Below are 14,720 nucleotides of genomic sequence, written 5' to 3'. Positions count from 1 at the left end.
CTGCCGGCACCCCCGGCAGCCCTATTCCCCGGTTCCGGCAGCCTTGCCGGAACCCCCTCCAGCCACAGGAGATATTGCAATGGAAGAGGCCGTAGGTATTCGCTGGCACCGGCTGATCACCCGCCTGGCCGGAAACGGATTTCCCCACGCACAAGTCCGGCTGGAGGATGAAGGTCCGCGCCTGGCCATGGTCTTTCGTGCCCTGAGCGGCGACGCCGGGCTGACCATCAAGGCCAGTACCGAGCGCAATATCAAAGCCTGGCGCCCACTGGCCCATCGCCTCGCCGGCACCGGTCGCCGCCATGCCCTGGCCTGGCGCGAAGCCGAGGCCCTGCGGGTACCGGAAAGCCTGGCGGTGTTCCCCGAGCAGGCGCTGAACCGCGACCTGTATCTGTGGCTGACGGCGATGGCCAGCCGCGCCGACACCCTGCCGGCCGGCGACTGGCTGCAGACCAACCAGCAACTGGTGCTGGCCACCCTTGCCGCCTACCCCGGGTTATCCGACCTCTATTACACCCTGGCCCGCTGCCTGGTGGATATTCGCCGCGCCAATACCCGCCTGCCCGCCGCCCAGGCCGAACGCGAAGCCGCATTGCAACGGGCGCTGCTCGCGCCCGGCAGCCAACCCGCCTTGCCCTGCGCGCCCGACGAACCCTGGCCGGTGCCGCTGTGGCTGTACCCACTGGCGGAGGAAGCCCACTACCGCCCGCCCGCAGCCAATGAAGATGACAGCGGCGGCGAGTCCAACGGCCAGGGGAAGGTGCGCCAGAGCAAACACCGCAAGCAGGGCCGTTATGTGGACGACAACCAGCAACGCAATGGCCTGATGATCTTCCGTCTGGAGAGCCTGTTCTCCTGGTCCGAATTCGTGCCGGTGGACCGCTGCGAGGACGACAGCGATGACGAGGACAGCGAGCAGATCGCCGAGGATCTTGACCATCTGAGCCTGTCGCGCAGCCCCAGCACCAGCGCCTCGCGGATCAAGCTGGACCTGGACCTGCCCTCCGCCGCCGAAGACGACATTCCCCTGGGCGATGGTTGCCTGTTCCCCGAGTGGGACTGGAAGAAACAGCAACTGCGGGAGAATCACTGCCGAGTCATCCCCATGCTGCCCCGGGATGCCGAGCCGACCCCGCTGCCGCCGCGCCTGCTGCCCCTGGCGAAGAACCTGCGCCAGCGCTTCCAGGGCTTGCAGCCCCAGCGCATCTGGGAAAAACGTCAGGCCACCGGTACCCTGCTGGACCTGGACGCCTGCCTGCACCACGCCGCCGACCTGCGCCGCGGCCAGGCCAGTTCGCAACCGGCCCTGTGGCGCCGCGAAACCGCCCGGCACCGGGACCTGTCCTGTCTGGTACTGGCCGATCTGTCCCTGTCGACCGAAGCCTGGGCGGATAATACCCACCAGGTCATCGACGTGATTCGCGACAGCCTGCACCTGCTCGGCGAGGCGCTGGACGCCGGCCAGGATGATTTTGCCATGTACGGCTTTTCTTCCCGGCGCCGCGACCATGTGCGCTTCAACCTGATCAAGAACTTCGCCGAACCCTGGGGTGACGCGATCCATGGCCGCATCCAGAACCTCAAGCCCGGCTACTACACCCGCATGGGTGGCGCCATCCGCCAGGCCACCGAGATCCTCAAGGACAAGCCCGCCGAACAGCGCCTGTTGCTGCTGCTCACCGACGGCAAGCCGAACGACCTGGATGCCTACGAAGGCCGCTATGGCATGGAAGACACCCGCCAGGCCCTGCTGGAAGCGCGCCAGGCCGGCATCCAGCCGTTCTGCGTGACCATCGACCAGCAGGCCGCGGATTACCTCCCCTATCTGTTCGGCCAGCAACGCTACCAGTTGATCCGCCAGGCGGCGGAACTACCCAGCCTGCTGCCGAAGCTCTATCTGTTGCTGACCGGGAGAACCACATGACATTCAGCTCCGACGCCGTCCTCACCGAGACCACAGTCAACCCGCACCGGCGGTTGCCGGGCGACCTGGCGATGTGGTGTTTCATTCTCGCCGAGCTGCTGGCGTTCCTGTTGCTGCTCGGCAGCATGGCTTTCGCCCGGGGCCACTGGGCGGAGATATTCAGCGCTGGCATCGCCACCCTGCACCCGGAGGCCGGGCTGGCGAACACGCTGATCCTGCTCACCGGCAGCTATTTTGCCGCCAACGGAGTCAAGCGCGCCGCCACCGGCCGACCGCAGGCGCTGGTCAACGGGTTTGTCCTGGCGGCGCTGTGCGGCCTGGCCTATGTCGGCATCAAGATCACCGAATATGGAATCCTGTTTGGCGACGGCTACAACCTGCGCACCAACACCTTCTACTTCTTCTACTTCTTCACCACCTTCTTTCACATGGCCCACGTGCTGATCGGCATGGCTATCCTGCTGGTGGTCGCCCAACGCTGCCGCAGCGGTCATTACGGTGATGAAGAGAAGGTCCGGATGGCCGGCGAGTCAGCGGCTAGTTACTGGCACATGGTCGACCTGGTCTGGCTGGTGCTGTTTCCCCTGCTGTACGTGCTGCCCTGAGGAGCTACGCCATGCAACACCTGCTCAAATTCGCCCTCGCCGGCCTGCTGCTGCTTACCCTGCTGGGTTGGTGGCTCGGCCATAGCTTCGACGGCAGCTGGGTCGTGGCCTGCGTGCTGGCGCTGACCTTCGTCAAGGGACAGTGGTTGATCGATGAGTTCATGGACCTGCGCACCGCGCCCCAATGGCTGCGCTGGGTGGTCAGCGGCTGGCTGGTACTGGTGTTGGGTGCGGCGGCGGTGTTCAACATCTGAGCCCGCCGCCGCGATGACGCCTAGCCCGGGACCCGGGCGGGTACGGGACGCTTGCCGTCCTGTTGCGCTTTGGCCGCGGTCCCCAGCCAGCCGATCAGCTGCCACAGCCGGGGCGGCATCAGGTCCGGGTCCAGGCTGTCGACCAGGTTCTTGATCGCCAGGCCCAGGTCGGTGTCACCCTCGATGATCAGCCGGCGACGGAAGAACAGGGTATCGGGGTCTTCCTGCCGGCTGGCCAGCAACAGGAACTCCTGCCAGTTACCGCGAATACACACATCCACCGGGGAATGCTGCGCCAGGCGCAGCCCCTTCTCCGCGCGGGTCAGGCTCCAGGCCAGACCCAGGTCAGTCACTTCGATACGCAGCCAGCGGCCTTGCAGCACATCGAACTCCCCCTCCTCCAGCGGCTGGGCAAACAGCCGCGCCATGGCCTTCTCGATCACCAGGCGCTGCACGATGAAGGGCACGTGCCGACCCAGCGGCAACACCGGCGCACCGGCGCGTAACAATAACTGTGCAGGGCTCAGCATAATCCCACCTCCTCGACCCGCAGCATGCCCGGCTGGCCATGCCAGTAACCATTGCACCCGTCCAGCGCCAGGGGTGGATGATCGCCCTGGCGTACCCGGTCGAACATCTGTACCACCTGGGCCATATCCCGGGCCCGTGGGCTCAGGCGCAGGGCGTCGATGCCCATGCGCGCCATGCGCGGGTATTCAGCCAGCAGGTTGGTTGGCGTGGCGGACATGGTCTGGATGCCGTTGAGGGTGAACACCGGCTGGCCTTCCTGGCTGGTCAGGGGTACCCCTTCGGGATAGTTCTGGCAGACAAAGCCACAGTCATCCTTGGGCAGGTTCTCCGCCCGCGCGGTGAAGCAGCGCGCCGAATAGGCCAGGGGCAGATGGCCCCAGGCGAAGACTTCGATTTCCGGCAGCTCCAGATTGTTCTCCCCGGCCTGCTGCATCAAAGCGGCCAACAGGTCCGCGGAGCACTCCACCGGCGGCACCCAGCGGGTCATGCCATTGCGGGTCAGTTCTTCCAGGGCAAAGGCGTTGTACAGGTTCAGCGCCGGCCCACCCACGAACTCGACGCCCTTGCGGCTGAGGAAATGCACGGCGGCCATATCGTTGGCTTCCACCTTGATCTCGCCGTTGTCACACAGGCGCCGCAGGCTCGACAGCTCCGAGGCGGCCTCGATCAGGGTCAGGCCCGAGAGCACAACTTCGGCGCCGCTGGCCTCCCGCACATCGCGGGCCAGGCCAATCCAGTCATCCAGCGACAGGGCACGGCGCTTGGAGCAGACGGTTTCGCCAAGGTAGATGATATCCAGCGGTTGCTCGCTCATGTCCGCGTAGAAATCCAGGATCTGCTGGCGTGGCCAGTAGAACAGAATGGGGCCCAGGGTCAGTTTCATCAGGGGTAATCTCCTACTGCCAGGCGCGGTGGTACGCGCCCAGGGTGGTCTGGCTGCCTTCGGACACGCCATCGAGCACGCGGCGCCAACTATCCTCCACGGCAAAGCGCTGCGGATTGGCCCGGTAGCTGTCGAGCGCCTTGCGCCAAACCCCGGTGACCTGCTCCACATAGGCGGGGCTGCGCTGGCGTCCTTCGATCTTGACGGCTTCCACACCGATGGCCGTGAGTTCAGGAATCAGGTCCATGGTGTTCAGGCTGGTCGGCTCTTCCAGGGCATGGAAGCGCTTGCCATGCACCATGAAACGCCCCTTGCACAGGGTCGGGTAACCTGCCGCCTCGTCCGGCTGGTAACGGTCGATCAATACCCCGCTGAGCCGGGAGGTCAGGCCGTCCGGCTCTTCCTGCCAGCGCACGGCGCTAGCCGGGGAGCAGACGCCGCACAGGTTGGGCGATTCGCCGGTCACGTAGGAGGACAGGTGACAACGCCCCTCGGCCATGATGCACAGGCTGCCGAAGGCAAAAACCTCCACCGGCACCGGGCTGGACGCAGCCACCTGCTTCACCTGGTTGAGCGACAGCACCCGGGGCAACACCGTGCGGCGGATACCGTACTGCTCGTGGTAGAAGGCCAGCGCACCGGCATTGGTCGCCGATCCCTGTACCGACAGGTGCAGGTTGAGCGCGGGGTAACGTCGACTGGCATAGGCCAGCACCCCCGGATCACCGGCAATCAGCGCGTCCACGCCGAGATCCGCGGCCTGGTCCACCGCCCGCTGCCAGCGCTTCCAGCCGTCGGGCAAGGCATAGGTGTTGACGGCGATATACAGCTGGCGGCCTTGCTGGCGGATCAGCTGCAGCCCCTGCTCCAATTGCTTGTCGGTAAAGTTGAGACCGGAGAAGTGGCGGGCGTTGGTGTCATCGCGAAAACCGGTATAGATGGCATCGGCACCCTGCCGCACCGCCGCCTTGAGGGCAGGCAGACTGCCTGCGGGACAGACCAGTTGCATGGGAACTCCCTTTGATCAAAGTCAGCCGGGGACTGTGCGCCGGCTGGCGGCAAAGGTCATTGATCAAGGTCAAGGCAAAGTGCTTGAGGGTCCCCTGCGCGTCTACGATGGGGTTCCTGGGAGGTTCGAGCACCCGCTCGTACCAGTGCCAGCCGGCAGCATCAGAGTTACCGGCTGACTCCGCCCATCGAGCTGGTGGATCTCAGCGGGTGCGCAGCACATCCGCCGGGGTCAGGTAGTCGCTGCTGCTGCCGCGCCGATCCTGGCTGCCGTCGATTTCCAGCCGGGCGATGCTGCGCAGGTGTACTTCATCGGGGCCGTCGGCGATGCGCAGGCAGCGGGAGCTGATCCACAGGTCCGCCAGGGGCGTATCCGGGGTCAGGCCCATGGCGCCGAACACCTGCATGGCGCGATCGACCACCTGGTTGAGCATGCCCGGCACCACCGCCTTGATCATGGCGATTTCCTTACGGGCACCCTTGGCTCCCACGTTGTCGATCATCCAGGCGGTCTTGAGCACCAGCAGCCGGGCCTGCTCGATCTCCATGCGCGAGCGGGCAATCCATTCGGAGATGCTGCCGTGCTGATGCAGGTAACGACCGAAGGTCTTGCGTTCCTGGGCGCGGTCCACCATCAACTCCAGCGCCAGTTCCGCCATGCCGATCGCCCGCATGCAGTGGTGCACCCGACCCGGCCCGAGCCGCGCCTGGGCCATCATGAAGCCGTCACCCTCGTTGCCCAGCAGGTTCGCCGCCGGCACCCGGACATTGCGAAACACCAGTTCACTGTGGCCCTCTGGGGCCAGGTGATGCATGACCGGAATGTTGCGCACCAGCTCCACGCCGGGGGTGTCGAAGGGCACAATGATCATGCTCTGCTGGCGCCGCGGCTCGCCTTCGGGGTCGGTCTTGCCCATGACGATCAGGAAGGCGCAATCAGGGTGCGAGGCGTTGGTGATGAACCACTTGCGCCCATTGATCACATAATCATCCCCATCGCGACGAATCAGGGTCTGGATGTTGCTCGCATCGGAGGAGGCCACGTCCGGTTCGGTCATAGCGAAGGCCGAACGGATCTCGCCGTTGAGCAAGGGCTGCAGCCAGCGCTGGTTCTGCTCGGGGCTGGCGAACATGTGCAGGAGCTCCATGTTGCCGGTATCCGGCGCGTTGCAGTTGAACACTTCCGACGCCCAACTGACCCGTCCCATGATTTCCGCCAGGGGGGCGTATTCGAGATTGCTCAGCCCCTGCCCCGGCTCATCCGCGTGCAGCGCCGGGAGGAACAGGTTCCACAGCCCTTCCTCCTTGGCCAGGGCCTTGAGGTCCGCCATGAAGGACACCGGAAACTGGCCGCCGGCAACTTCCCTGTGCCATTCGGCAAGACGGGGTACAATGTGTTGGTCCAGGAATCCGCGAACCTGTTGGCGGAGCCCTTCGGTTTTGGCGCTGTAGGCAAAATCCATCTCAATCTCCTCGTGAGTGAAGGTCTGCGTTCATTGAACCGACACGCAGATGGCTTACTCTCTAGGCTAGGAGCTGGATAAAATTCTGGCTATCTTGTATCAGGGCCTGAATCTAAATAATTCATCAGCCTGATAATAGAATTTGACCTAAATCAATTTAATTGATTCGCCTTGAAATAAAATGGGGTCATCCCCATATAGAGAAAAGCTATCCGGTACTTAGGCTGAATTTATTTTAAGTATCCGTGAAGCACCTCTACTATAGACACTGTTTCCAACCCATAAACAACAAGCTCAGCAAGGAGTCTTCAATGTCCGTTATCAATACTGAAATCAAGCCATTTACCGCTCAGGCGTTCAAGAACGGCGAATTCATCACCGTTTCCGACACCGACGTCAAAGGTAAGTGGGCAGTATTCTTCTTCTACCCGGCCGACTTCACTTTCGTATGCCCGACCGAACTGGGCGACGTGGCTGACCATTACGAAGAACTGCAGAAGCTGGGCGTGGAAGTCTACTCCGTATCCACTGACACCCACTTCACCCACAAAGCATGGCACGACAGTTCCGAGACCATCGGCAAGATCAAGTACACCATGCTCGGCGACCCGACCATGCAGATCAGCCGCAACTTCGAGATCCTGCGTGAAGACCAGGGCCTGGCCAACCGCGGTACCTTCATCGTTGACCCGGAAGGCATCATCCAGGCTGTGGAAATCACTGCTGAAGGCATCGGCCGTAACGCTGCCGACCTGCTGCGCAAGATCAAGGCTGCCCAGTACGTAGCTGCCCACCCTGGCGAAGTTTGCCCGGCCAAGTGGGAAGAAGGCGAAGCCACTCTGGCTCCCTCGCTGGACCTGGTTGGCAAGATCTAAGTCGGCCTGACAACCCGGCCCGCTGCGGCGCTCTGCGCCCAGTCGGCGGGCCGGGTTTTTTTCACCCAAAATTCACCCACTTTCCAGGACACGCACACTATGTTGGACGCCAATCTGAAGAAGCAACTGGACACGTACCTGCAGAACATCGCCAAGCCGATCGAAATCAGCGTGTCCGTAGACGACAGCCCCAAGGGCAAAGAATTGCACGAACTCGCGATCGAAATTGCCGAAATGTCGAGCAAGATCGGTCTGGTTGCCGTGGAGAACAAGCGTACCCCGAGCATGGCCGTGGCTGAAGCCGGCCAGAGCCCCCGCGTACGCTTCGCCGGTATCCCGATGGGTCACGAGTTCACTTCCCTGGTTCTGGCCCTGCTGCAGGCCGGTGGTCACCCGTCCAAGGCTGACCCGGCCCTGCTCGACCAGATCCGCAATCTCGAAGGTGAGTACCATTTCGAGACCTATATCTCCCTGTCCTGCCAGAACTGCCCCGACGTGGTCCAGGCGCTGAACCTGATGGCCACCCTGAACCCGAACATCACCCACGTGATGATCGATGGCGCCCTGTTCAAGGACGAGGTCGAGAGCCGCCAGATCATGGCTGTGCCCACCGTGTTCCTGAATGGCGAACACTTTGGCCAGGGCCGCATGACACTGGCCGAGATCGTCAACAAGGTCGACTCCGGTGCAGCCGAGCGCAAGGCGGCCGAGCTGAGCGAGAAGAAGCCCTATGAAGTCCTGATCGTCGGTGGTGGCCCGGCTGGCGCCGCAGCGGCCATCTACGCGGCCCGTAAAGGCATTCGCACCGGTCTGGTGGCTGAGCGCTTTGGCGGCCAGGTGATGGATACCGTCGGCATCGAGAACTTCATCTCCGTGCCCTACACCGAAGGCCCGAAGCTGGTCGCCAGCCTCGAGCAGCACGTGAAGGAATACGATATCGACGTGATCACCGAGCAGGCTGCTGCCAAGCTGACCACCAATGACATGATCGAGATTACCCTGGCCAGCGGTGCCACCCTGTCCAGCCGCGCGGTCATTCTGGCCACCGGCGCCCGCTGGCGGGAAATGAACGTCCCCGGCGAGCAGGAATACCGCGGCAAGGGCGTCGCCTACTGCCCGCACTGTGATGGTCCGCTGTTCAAGGGCAAGCGCGTGGCGGTGATTGGCGGCGGCAACTCCGGTATCGAAGCGGCCATCGACCTGGCCGGTATTGTCGAGCACGTGACCGTGTTGGAGTTCAGCGACACCCTGCGTGCCGACGAAGTACTGCAGCGCAAGGCCCGTTCGCTGCCGAACGTGAAGATCATCAAGAACGCTGCCACTACCGAAGTACGGGGTGACGGCAAGAAGGTGGTCGGCCTGACCTACACTGACCGGGTTTCCGGTGAGAGCGCGGACGTCGACGTAGCCGGTATCTTCGTGCAGATCGGCCTGGTGCCCAACACCGATTGGCTGAAGGACAGCGACGTCAAGCTGACCCGCTTCGGCGAGATCGAGATTGATGCCCGCGGCGCCACCTCGGTGCCTGGCGTCTTCGCTGCTGGCGACGTCACCACCGTGCCGTTCAAGCAGATCATCGTCTCGATGGGCGCCGGCGCAACCGCCTCCCTGGCCGCCTTCGACCACCTGATCCGCACCTCGGCGCCGGAAGCCGTCGCTGAAAGTGCCTGAGTGACCCGGCAGTAAGCAAAAAGCCGCACCCTGCAAGGTGCGGCTTTTTTGTGCCGGTCCGTCGGACTTCGCTTCAACCCCGTTTTGGCTTGCCCTGGTCGTTGAAGGATTTCAATGCCAGCAACAGGTCGCGCCGGCTGATCTGCCCCACCAGTCGCCCCCGCTCCATCACCGGCAAACGGCGCCGATTCTTCTGAACGAAGTGCTCCGCCGCCTTGAGGATATTGGCGTCCGCATCGATGGTCTCGACAACTTCACTCATGAACGAGCCGACGGTCCCGCCTGCCTCGTCGAAATAGCTGCCGTTGAGTATGCCCCGCAGACAATCGCTCTCTGACAGGACGCCGACAAGCGTGCCGTGAATATCAACGACGGATGCCCCGGAGATACGGTGGGCCAGAAAAACATCTACTGCTTTATGCAACTTGGTGTCCGGCGTTAATGTCACCGGCTCGGTATTCATGTAATCCCGGACTTTCATTGACTTGAGCATGCCTGATACCCCGCGCTTGGGCCGGGGTGTCAGGCAGGTCTATGGTCAGCCGAACACCACGGTCTTATTGTCGTGAACCAACACTCGGTCTTCCAAGTGATAGCGCAAACCGCGGGAAAGTACCATTTTCTCCACATCTTTACCCAGGCGCACCATGTCTTCGGCATTATGCCGATGACTGATACGCACGACGTCCTGTTCGATGATCGGGCCGGCGTCCAGTTCCTCGGTTACATAGTGACAAGTTGCACCAATGAGTTTTACCCCGCGCTGGGCCGCCTGATGATAAGGCCGGGCGCCCACAAAAGAAGGAAGGAAACTATGGTGAATATTGATAACCCGTCGCGCGTATTGCTGGCAGAGATCGGCGGGCAGAATCTGCATATAACGCGCCAGCACAATACAATCAGCCTGTTGCTCATTGACCAGCCGACTAACTTCATCGAACGCCGGCTTCTTGTCCTTGGGGTCAACGGGCACATGGTGGAAAGGAATGCCATGCCATTCAACCATGCTGCGCAAATCGTCGTGGTTGGAAATGACGCTGGTAATATCACAATCCAACTCGCCACTGTGAAAACGATGTAACAAATCGGCCAGACAGTGGGACTCGCGACTGGCCATCAGGACGACCTTCTTGCGCTGGGCCGAATCACTGACTTGCCATTCCATTTCATATTCCGCGGCGATGGGGGCAAATACTGTACGCAGGCCATCAGCATCGAAGGGTAATGAATCGGCACGGATTTCATGGCGCATGAAGAACCAACCGGACAGGTTGTCCGAATGGTGGTTGGCTTCAGTGATCCAGCCATTGTAGGTTGCCAGCAGATTACTGACCTTGGCCACAATCCCCACGCGGTCGGGGCAGGCAATTACCAGTCGAAAGGTGCGCATCAAATCAACTCCAGAAGTCATGAGGGGGCTTTTCCATCGCCCGGCAAACGCACCGTGAACACCGTGCCTGCCAGGTATGGACTCCCCGAGGCAGGGCCTCGAAAGCGGCATATTCTACTCCTGGCTAGCGGAAATTCCAGCGGCAGTATGGTTTTATCCGGTGCGGATCGAAATGAAATGGGGGCGTGACCTCCGCATCTGCTAATTCCGTTACCGGATTAACAAAAAGTTTCTTCAATTGAACACTTAAATATCTTCAACTCCTTGTGCAGCCGCTCTCCGGTAAACTATCATTGCTTTTACTATTTGATACTCAACAGGAGAAACTAAATGTCCATGCTTCAGGAATACCGTCAGATCGAAGATACCATTCGCGACCTGACCGCGCGTCTGAACTCCCTGTCCAATGATGACAAACTCAAGAAAGAACTGGAGTTCGAGAAAAAGCTGCAGGATCTGATGAAGCAATATGGCAAGGAATCCGCTGATGTAGTCGCTCTTCTGGATCCCCAGGGCAAACCTGCAGCTACCAGCAAAGCGGCAAAGGCACCCACTGCCAAACGCGCGCGCAAGGTAAAACAGTACAAGAACCCGAACACTGGTGAAACCATTGAGACCAAAGGTGGCAACCACAAGACGCTGAAAGCCTGGAAAGAGCAATACGGTGCGGAGAAAGTCGAAAGCTGGGCCACTATCCTGGGTTGATCCCTTGATGCGGCAATAGCTGAAGAAAAAGCCCCAGTCATATTTCGATATGCCGGGGCTTTTCATTATGTATCAGATGGCCTTCAACTTATCCGCCAATACCAAGGCATATTGCCGCCAGTGTTCCAGCAGTACCCGCCCCGCCTCATCCGCCTGCGTCATCGCCTGTTCCATATCCTGGAAGAAGCCCGCGAACGTCAAGGGTGCTCCGGCTATTTCCCCATTCAATTTCTGCCGGCAGAAGTTTAACCATTCGGTCAATTCAGCCGAACTTAGGGATTCGGGAAAGTTACGGGCCCGATAGCGCTGCAGCATATCCACCAGCCGCTGGTCCTGTAGCGGCCAGGCCGCCGCGGTCAGCGTACTGGCATCGGCCGCGCGGATGGCCGGCAACAGCTGGCGGTCGCTATCGCTGGTAAAACTGCCGTACAGCTGGGTCTCCGGGTCAGCCTCCCCCGGGTCGCCGGATGAGCGCTCGGCATACACAGCCGCGAGCTTCTGCTGCCCCGCCATGCGCCAATGGGTCAGCCAGCGAGCGCGTTCCCATTGGGTTTGCATATCGAGCTGCAGCCGGGTGACATCCTGGGCCCGCAGGACCTTGGCATCGGCCAGCACCGGGCACTTGTTGACATGCACCAGTTTCAGCCCGGGGCGCTGCTCACCGGGGGCGAGGTCTTCCGTACGGGTATACAAGCGCTGGCACAGCTCATCGGCGGAGAGTTGCTGCAGCAACTGCGGGTCCACCGCCAGATCCCAGACGATCAGGGCGTTGCGATTACGCGGGTGCCAGCCCAGCGGTAGCACCAGCGCCAGCCCATGGCGATCGCGGCCAAAACGGCCGGAGACATGAACCAACGGGCGGCATTGCTGCAGATCGATCAGCTCGCATACCCGATGCTTGCTGCGCAGTTCGAAGAGATAAGTGAACAGGCGCGGCTGGGCCTGTTTCAGCAGACGGGCCATGGCGATGGTCGCCCGCACATCGGCCAGTGCATCGTGGGCCTGGCCGTGGTCGATACCATTGGCCGCGGTCAGCAGTTCCAGGCGCAGGCTGGTAGCGCCATCCTGCTGCGGCCAGTTGATGCCCTCCGGGCGCAGGGCATGGGCAGTACGGAGCGCATCCAGCAGATCCCAGCGACTGTTGCCGCCCTGCCATTCGCGACCATAGGGGTCGAAATAATTGCGATACAGGGAAAATCGCGTCATTTCATCGTCATAACGCAGATTATTGTAACCGGCGGTGCAGGTGCCGGGCTGGGCCATCTCATCATGCAGCAGCTGCATGAACCGGGCCTCCGGCAGACCCCGCTGCGCCCGGACCGGATCGATACCGGTCACCAGGCAGGCCATGGGATGGGGCAGGATGTCGTCGGCGATACGGCAGTCGATGCACAATGGCTCGCCGATCTCGTTCAGTTCCTCGTCCGTGCGTACACCGGCCACCTGCAATGGCCGGTCGCGCCGTGGATCGATGCCAGTGGCTTCGAAGTCATACCAGAAAATAGTCTTGCTCATTACCGCTCCCCTGCTCGTGATCGCTGCAGGGTACCCCGTACGGCCGGGTCAGGCATCTCCGGCGTGCGCGAAACTGAAATAGTGTTGCAATGCATCGGCCAGATTGGCGAACAGGTCCGCGTTCTCGACAATGCTGAAGCCGGCGTCATGGTGCCCCGGTGTCAGGTCAGGGCGGCACCAGCGGCTGACGGCGCGAAACTTGTGCGTCTGCAGCCCTTCACCGGTGGCCGACGGCAGGTGCAGCTGCATGTCGTATTCCGCCCCGAGCATCACCGGCAACCGGCTGATCAACATGAACCCGTTGCACGACAGATTGCCCATGGTGCCCATGAAATGCCCGGTATGACTGTTATAGACGTTCAGATAGGCAGGCAATTGATGCCGTGCTATCCGGCGACTGAACTGGTCCGATGAGTCAGGCAATGCTCCCTGCTTAGAGGTACCTTGCATAACTGGCGATGCTCCTGTTGTTGATCGGCAGAGCCTGGAATTCTTCCGTCCCTGCGGGACATTCATGTATACCGTGCGAGGCGCCGTCTCGGCGGACGAATATATGCCGCCCCAGCATCAGCTGGACGGTAGGCATCGTCTTGGGCATATAGACAGCAACACCGTGCAGAATGGTTGAGCGCATCATGTGGCTTCCTTGCGCCGGCTCGTCCCTGGAGGTGGAGAAGAGAATAAACCAGCCGCGGTCGCAGGCCAAGCACTCACTGTTCGATACCGCCGAATGGATGGATCCAGAGTTGATCTGGATCAGGGCTATACTCCAGGAAGTCACCTAAGCTGGTTTCCATCAAGACCGGGAGAGCTGCATAACGCCATGAATATCGAACATATCTTGGTGGTCATCGACCCCACCAGCGACGCCGACCAACCCTGTCTGCATCGGGCTGAACAGCTGGCTGACCAATACCCCCAGGCCCGCTTCACCCTGTTTCTGGTGGACTATATCCCCGCCTTGGACGGCGGCATTTTCAATCGTGACAGTCTGGCCAAGGCCCGCCATACCCTGCTGGGCCACCGGGAGGAGCGCCTGGAGCGCTACGCCGACCCGCTGCGCGCCCGGGGCCGTATCGTCAATACCACGGCGGTCTGGGGCAAGCGCTACGAGCACCATATCCTGCGGGCCATCCATGAGCAGCAGCCGGATCTGGTACTGAAGACCACCCATCACCACAACCTGCTCAAGCGCCTGGTCCTGACCAACACCGACTGGTTCCTGATCCGCCATTGCCCGGTGCCGCTGTGGCTGGTGAAACAGGCAGACAACGCGGTACGCGCCATCGGTGTCAGTGTCGACCCGTTGCACGAAGCCGACAAGCCCGCGGCCCTGGACTACAAATTGCTGGCCACCGGCCGGGCTCTGGCTGCCGCCACCGGTGCCCAGGTGCAGACCATCCACTGCTACAACCCCCTGCCCCATACCCTGGCCTTCGATACCGGCCTGGTCGCGGATTACGATGGGTACGCCGCCGAGGTGCAGCAACATCACGACCAGGCACTGCGCGCATTCGCCGTCCAGGCCGGCGTGGCGGCTAACGAACTGCACCTGTTGAAGGGTTATCCGGAACAGGCGATTCCGGAGTTCATCGCCCAACAGGGTATCGATCTGCTGATCATGGGCGCCATTTCCCGTTCGCGCCTGGATAGCGCCCTGGTTGGCCATACCGCCGAGCGCCTGCTGGATGAAGTGCCGTGCGATGTGCTGATCGTCAAGCCGGATGGGTTTGTGGATCCGTCGAAGCCGGCCTGATGGTGCGTCAGGGAAACGTTGATCGGGGTAGGTTTCGGAGTTCGCGCATTCGGGTACCGCCTACAGCGGACACGCAGCAAGTACGTCCCTGTAGCTCGCGGTTGCTATCCCTGGCAACCGACGGTCCGCTGTAGGTGGTA

The 14,720-nt window shown here is 61.7% G+C and carries 15 protein-coding genes; 7 read left to right on the top strand and 8 right to left on the bottom strand.

Annotated features, from left to right (window positions below; translation table 11 throughout):
• Nucleotides 1-79: 79 nt before the first annotated feature.
• From VG99_RS12335 to VG99_RS12325, 3 genes are read left to right on the top strand one after another with little or no spacing between them, the layout of a single operon-like run.
• Nucleotides 80-1,924, top strand: a complete 1,845-nt coding sequence (locus tag VG99_RS12335; protein ID WP_044500329.1) for a nitric oxide reductase activation protein NorD — start codon at nucleotides 80-82, stop codon at nucleotides 1,922-1,924.
• On the top strand, nucleotides 1,921-2,529 hold the full coding sequence (locus VG99_RS12330) for a cytochrome c oxidase subunit 3 (protein WP_044500327.1): 609 nt from the start codon (nucleotides 1,921-1,923) through the stop codon (nucleotides 2,527-2,529). The genes VG99_RS12335 and VG99_RS12330 overlap by 4 nt, the downstream gene beginning before the upstream one ends.
• A gap of 11 nt (nucleotides 2,530-2,540) precedes the next feature.
• The gene (locus VG99_RS12325; protein ID WP_044500325.1) at nucleotides 2,541-2,783 is read left to right on the top strand and encodes a cytochrome C oxidase subunit IV family protein; all 243 of its coding nucleotides are present in this window, start codon (nucleotides 2,541-2,543) and stop codon (nucleotides 2,781-2,783) included.
• Nucleotides 2,784-2,803: 20 nt separating this feature from the next.
• Here VG99_RS12325 and ubiT read toward each other — a convergent pair whose 3' ends face one another.
• From ubiT to VG99_RS12305, 4 genes are all read right to left on the bottom strand, one after another.
• Nucleotides 2,804-3,313 carry a ubiquinone anaerobic biosynthesis accessory factor UbiT gene (ubiT, locus tag VG99_RS12320; protein WP_044500324.1) on the bottom strand — a complete coding sequence of 170 codons (510 nt, stop codon included), beginning with the start codon at nucleotides 3,311-3,313 and terminating at the stop codon, nucleotides 2,804-2,806.
• Complete coding sequence (locus VG99_RS12315) at nucleotides 3,307-4,197, bottom strand: U32 family peptidase (RefSeq protein WP_044500323.1); 891 nt, start codon at nucleotides 4,195-4,197, stop codon at nucleotides 3,307-3,309. The genes ubiT and VG99_RS12315 overlap by 7 nt, the downstream gene beginning before the upstream one ends.
• A 13-nt stretch (nucleotides 4,198-4,210) precedes the next feature.
• On the bottom strand, nucleotides 4,211-5,206 hold the full coding sequence (gene ubiU, locus VG99_RS12310) for a ubiquinone anaerobic biosynthesis protein UbiU (protein WP_044500320.1): 996 nt from the start codon (nucleotides 5,204-5,206) through the stop codon (nucleotides 4,211-4,213).
• A gap of 202 nt (nucleotides 5,207-5,408) precedes the next feature.
• Entirely contained in the window at nucleotides 5,409-6,668 is a 1,260-nt protein-coding gene (locus VG99_RS12305; protein ID WP_044500319.1) for an acyl-CoA dehydrogenase family protein, read from the bottom strand.
• 311 nt (nucleotides 6,669-6,979) lie between these two features.
• On the opposite strand from VG99_RS12305, the gene ahpC reads away from it, so the two are divergent.
• Both ahpC and ahpF read left to right on the top strand, forming a co-directional pair.
• The gene (gene ahpC / locus VG99_RS12300; protein ID WP_044500315.1) at nucleotides 6,980-7,543 is read left to right on the top strand and encodes an alkyl hydroperoxide reductase subunit C; all 564 of its coding nucleotides are present in this window, start codon (nucleotides 6,980-6,982) and stop codon (nucleotides 7,541-7,543) included.
• Between the two features lie 99 nt (nucleotides 7,544-7,642).
• A complete protein-coding gene (ahpF, locus tag VG99_RS12295) occupies nucleotides 7,643-9,214 on the top strand; it encodes an alkyl hydroperoxide reductase subunit F (protein WP_044500312.1) in 1,572 nt (523 codons plus the stop codon).
• A 73-nt stretch (nucleotides 9,215-9,287) separates the two neighbouring features.
• Here ahpF and VG99_RS12290 read toward each other — a convergent pair whose 3' ends face one another.
• Both VG99_RS12290 and purU read right to left on the bottom strand, forming a co-directional pair.
• Nucleotides 9,288-9,707: a CBS domain-containing protein gene (locus tag VG99_RS12290; protein WP_044500311.1), complete on the bottom strand. Its 420-nt coding sequence runs from the start codon at nucleotides 9,705-9,707 to the stop codon at nucleotides 9,288-9,290.
• 45 nt (nucleotides 9,708-9,752) lie between these two features.
• Complete coding sequence (gene purU, locus VG99_RS12285; protein ID WP_044500309.1) at nucleotides 9,753-10,604, bottom strand: formyltetrahydrofolate deformylase; 852 nt, start codon at nucleotides 10,602-10,604, stop codon at nucleotides 9,753-9,755.
• 330 nt (nucleotides 10,605-10,934) lie between these two features.
• On the opposite strand from purU, the gene mvaT reads away from it, so the two are divergent.
• Nucleotides 10,935-11,309, top strand: coding sequence for a histone-like nucleoid-structuring protein MvaT (gene mvaT, locus VG99_RS12280; RefSeq protein ID WP_044500307.1), 375 nt, complete (start codon nucleotides 10,935-10,937; stop codon nucleotides 11,307-11,309).
• 72 nt (nucleotides 11,310-11,381) lie between these two features.
• Here mvaT and sbcB read toward each other — a convergent pair whose 3' ends face one another.
• Nucleotides 11,382-12,824, bottom strand: coding sequence for an exodeoxyribonuclease I (gene sbcB, locus VG99_RS12275; RefSeq protein WP_044500305.1), 1,443 nt, complete (start codon nucleotides 12,822-12,824; stop codon nucleotides 11,382-11,384).
• A gap of 48 nt (nucleotides 12,825-12,872) precedes the next feature.
• Nucleotides 12,873-13,274: a PilZ domain-containing protein gene (locus VG99_RS12270; RefSeq protein WP_044500304.1), complete on the bottom strand. Its 402-nt coding sequence runs from the start codon at nucleotides 13,272-13,274 to the stop codon at nucleotides 12,873-12,875.
• 373 nt (nucleotides 13,275-13,647) lie between these two features.
• Between VG99_RS12270 and VG99_RS12260 the strand changes: the two genes are divergently transcribed.
• Nucleotides 13,648-14,580, top strand: coding sequence for a universal stress protein (locus VG99_RS12260; RefSeq protein WP_044500295.1), 933 nt, complete (start codon nucleotides 13,648-13,650; stop codon nucleotides 14,578-14,580).
• Nucleotides 14,581-14,720 lie beyond the last annotated feature (140 nt).

This window comes from Pseudomonas saudimassiliensis (assembly GCF_000939975.1).
Lineage (GTDB): Bacteria > Pseudomonadota > Gammaproteobacteria > Pseudomonadales > Pseudomonadaceae > Halopseudomonas > Halopseudomonas saudimassiliensis.
Note: the sequence above shows the minus strand (reverse complement) of the source record. Positions and strands in the feature narration are given on the sequence as shown.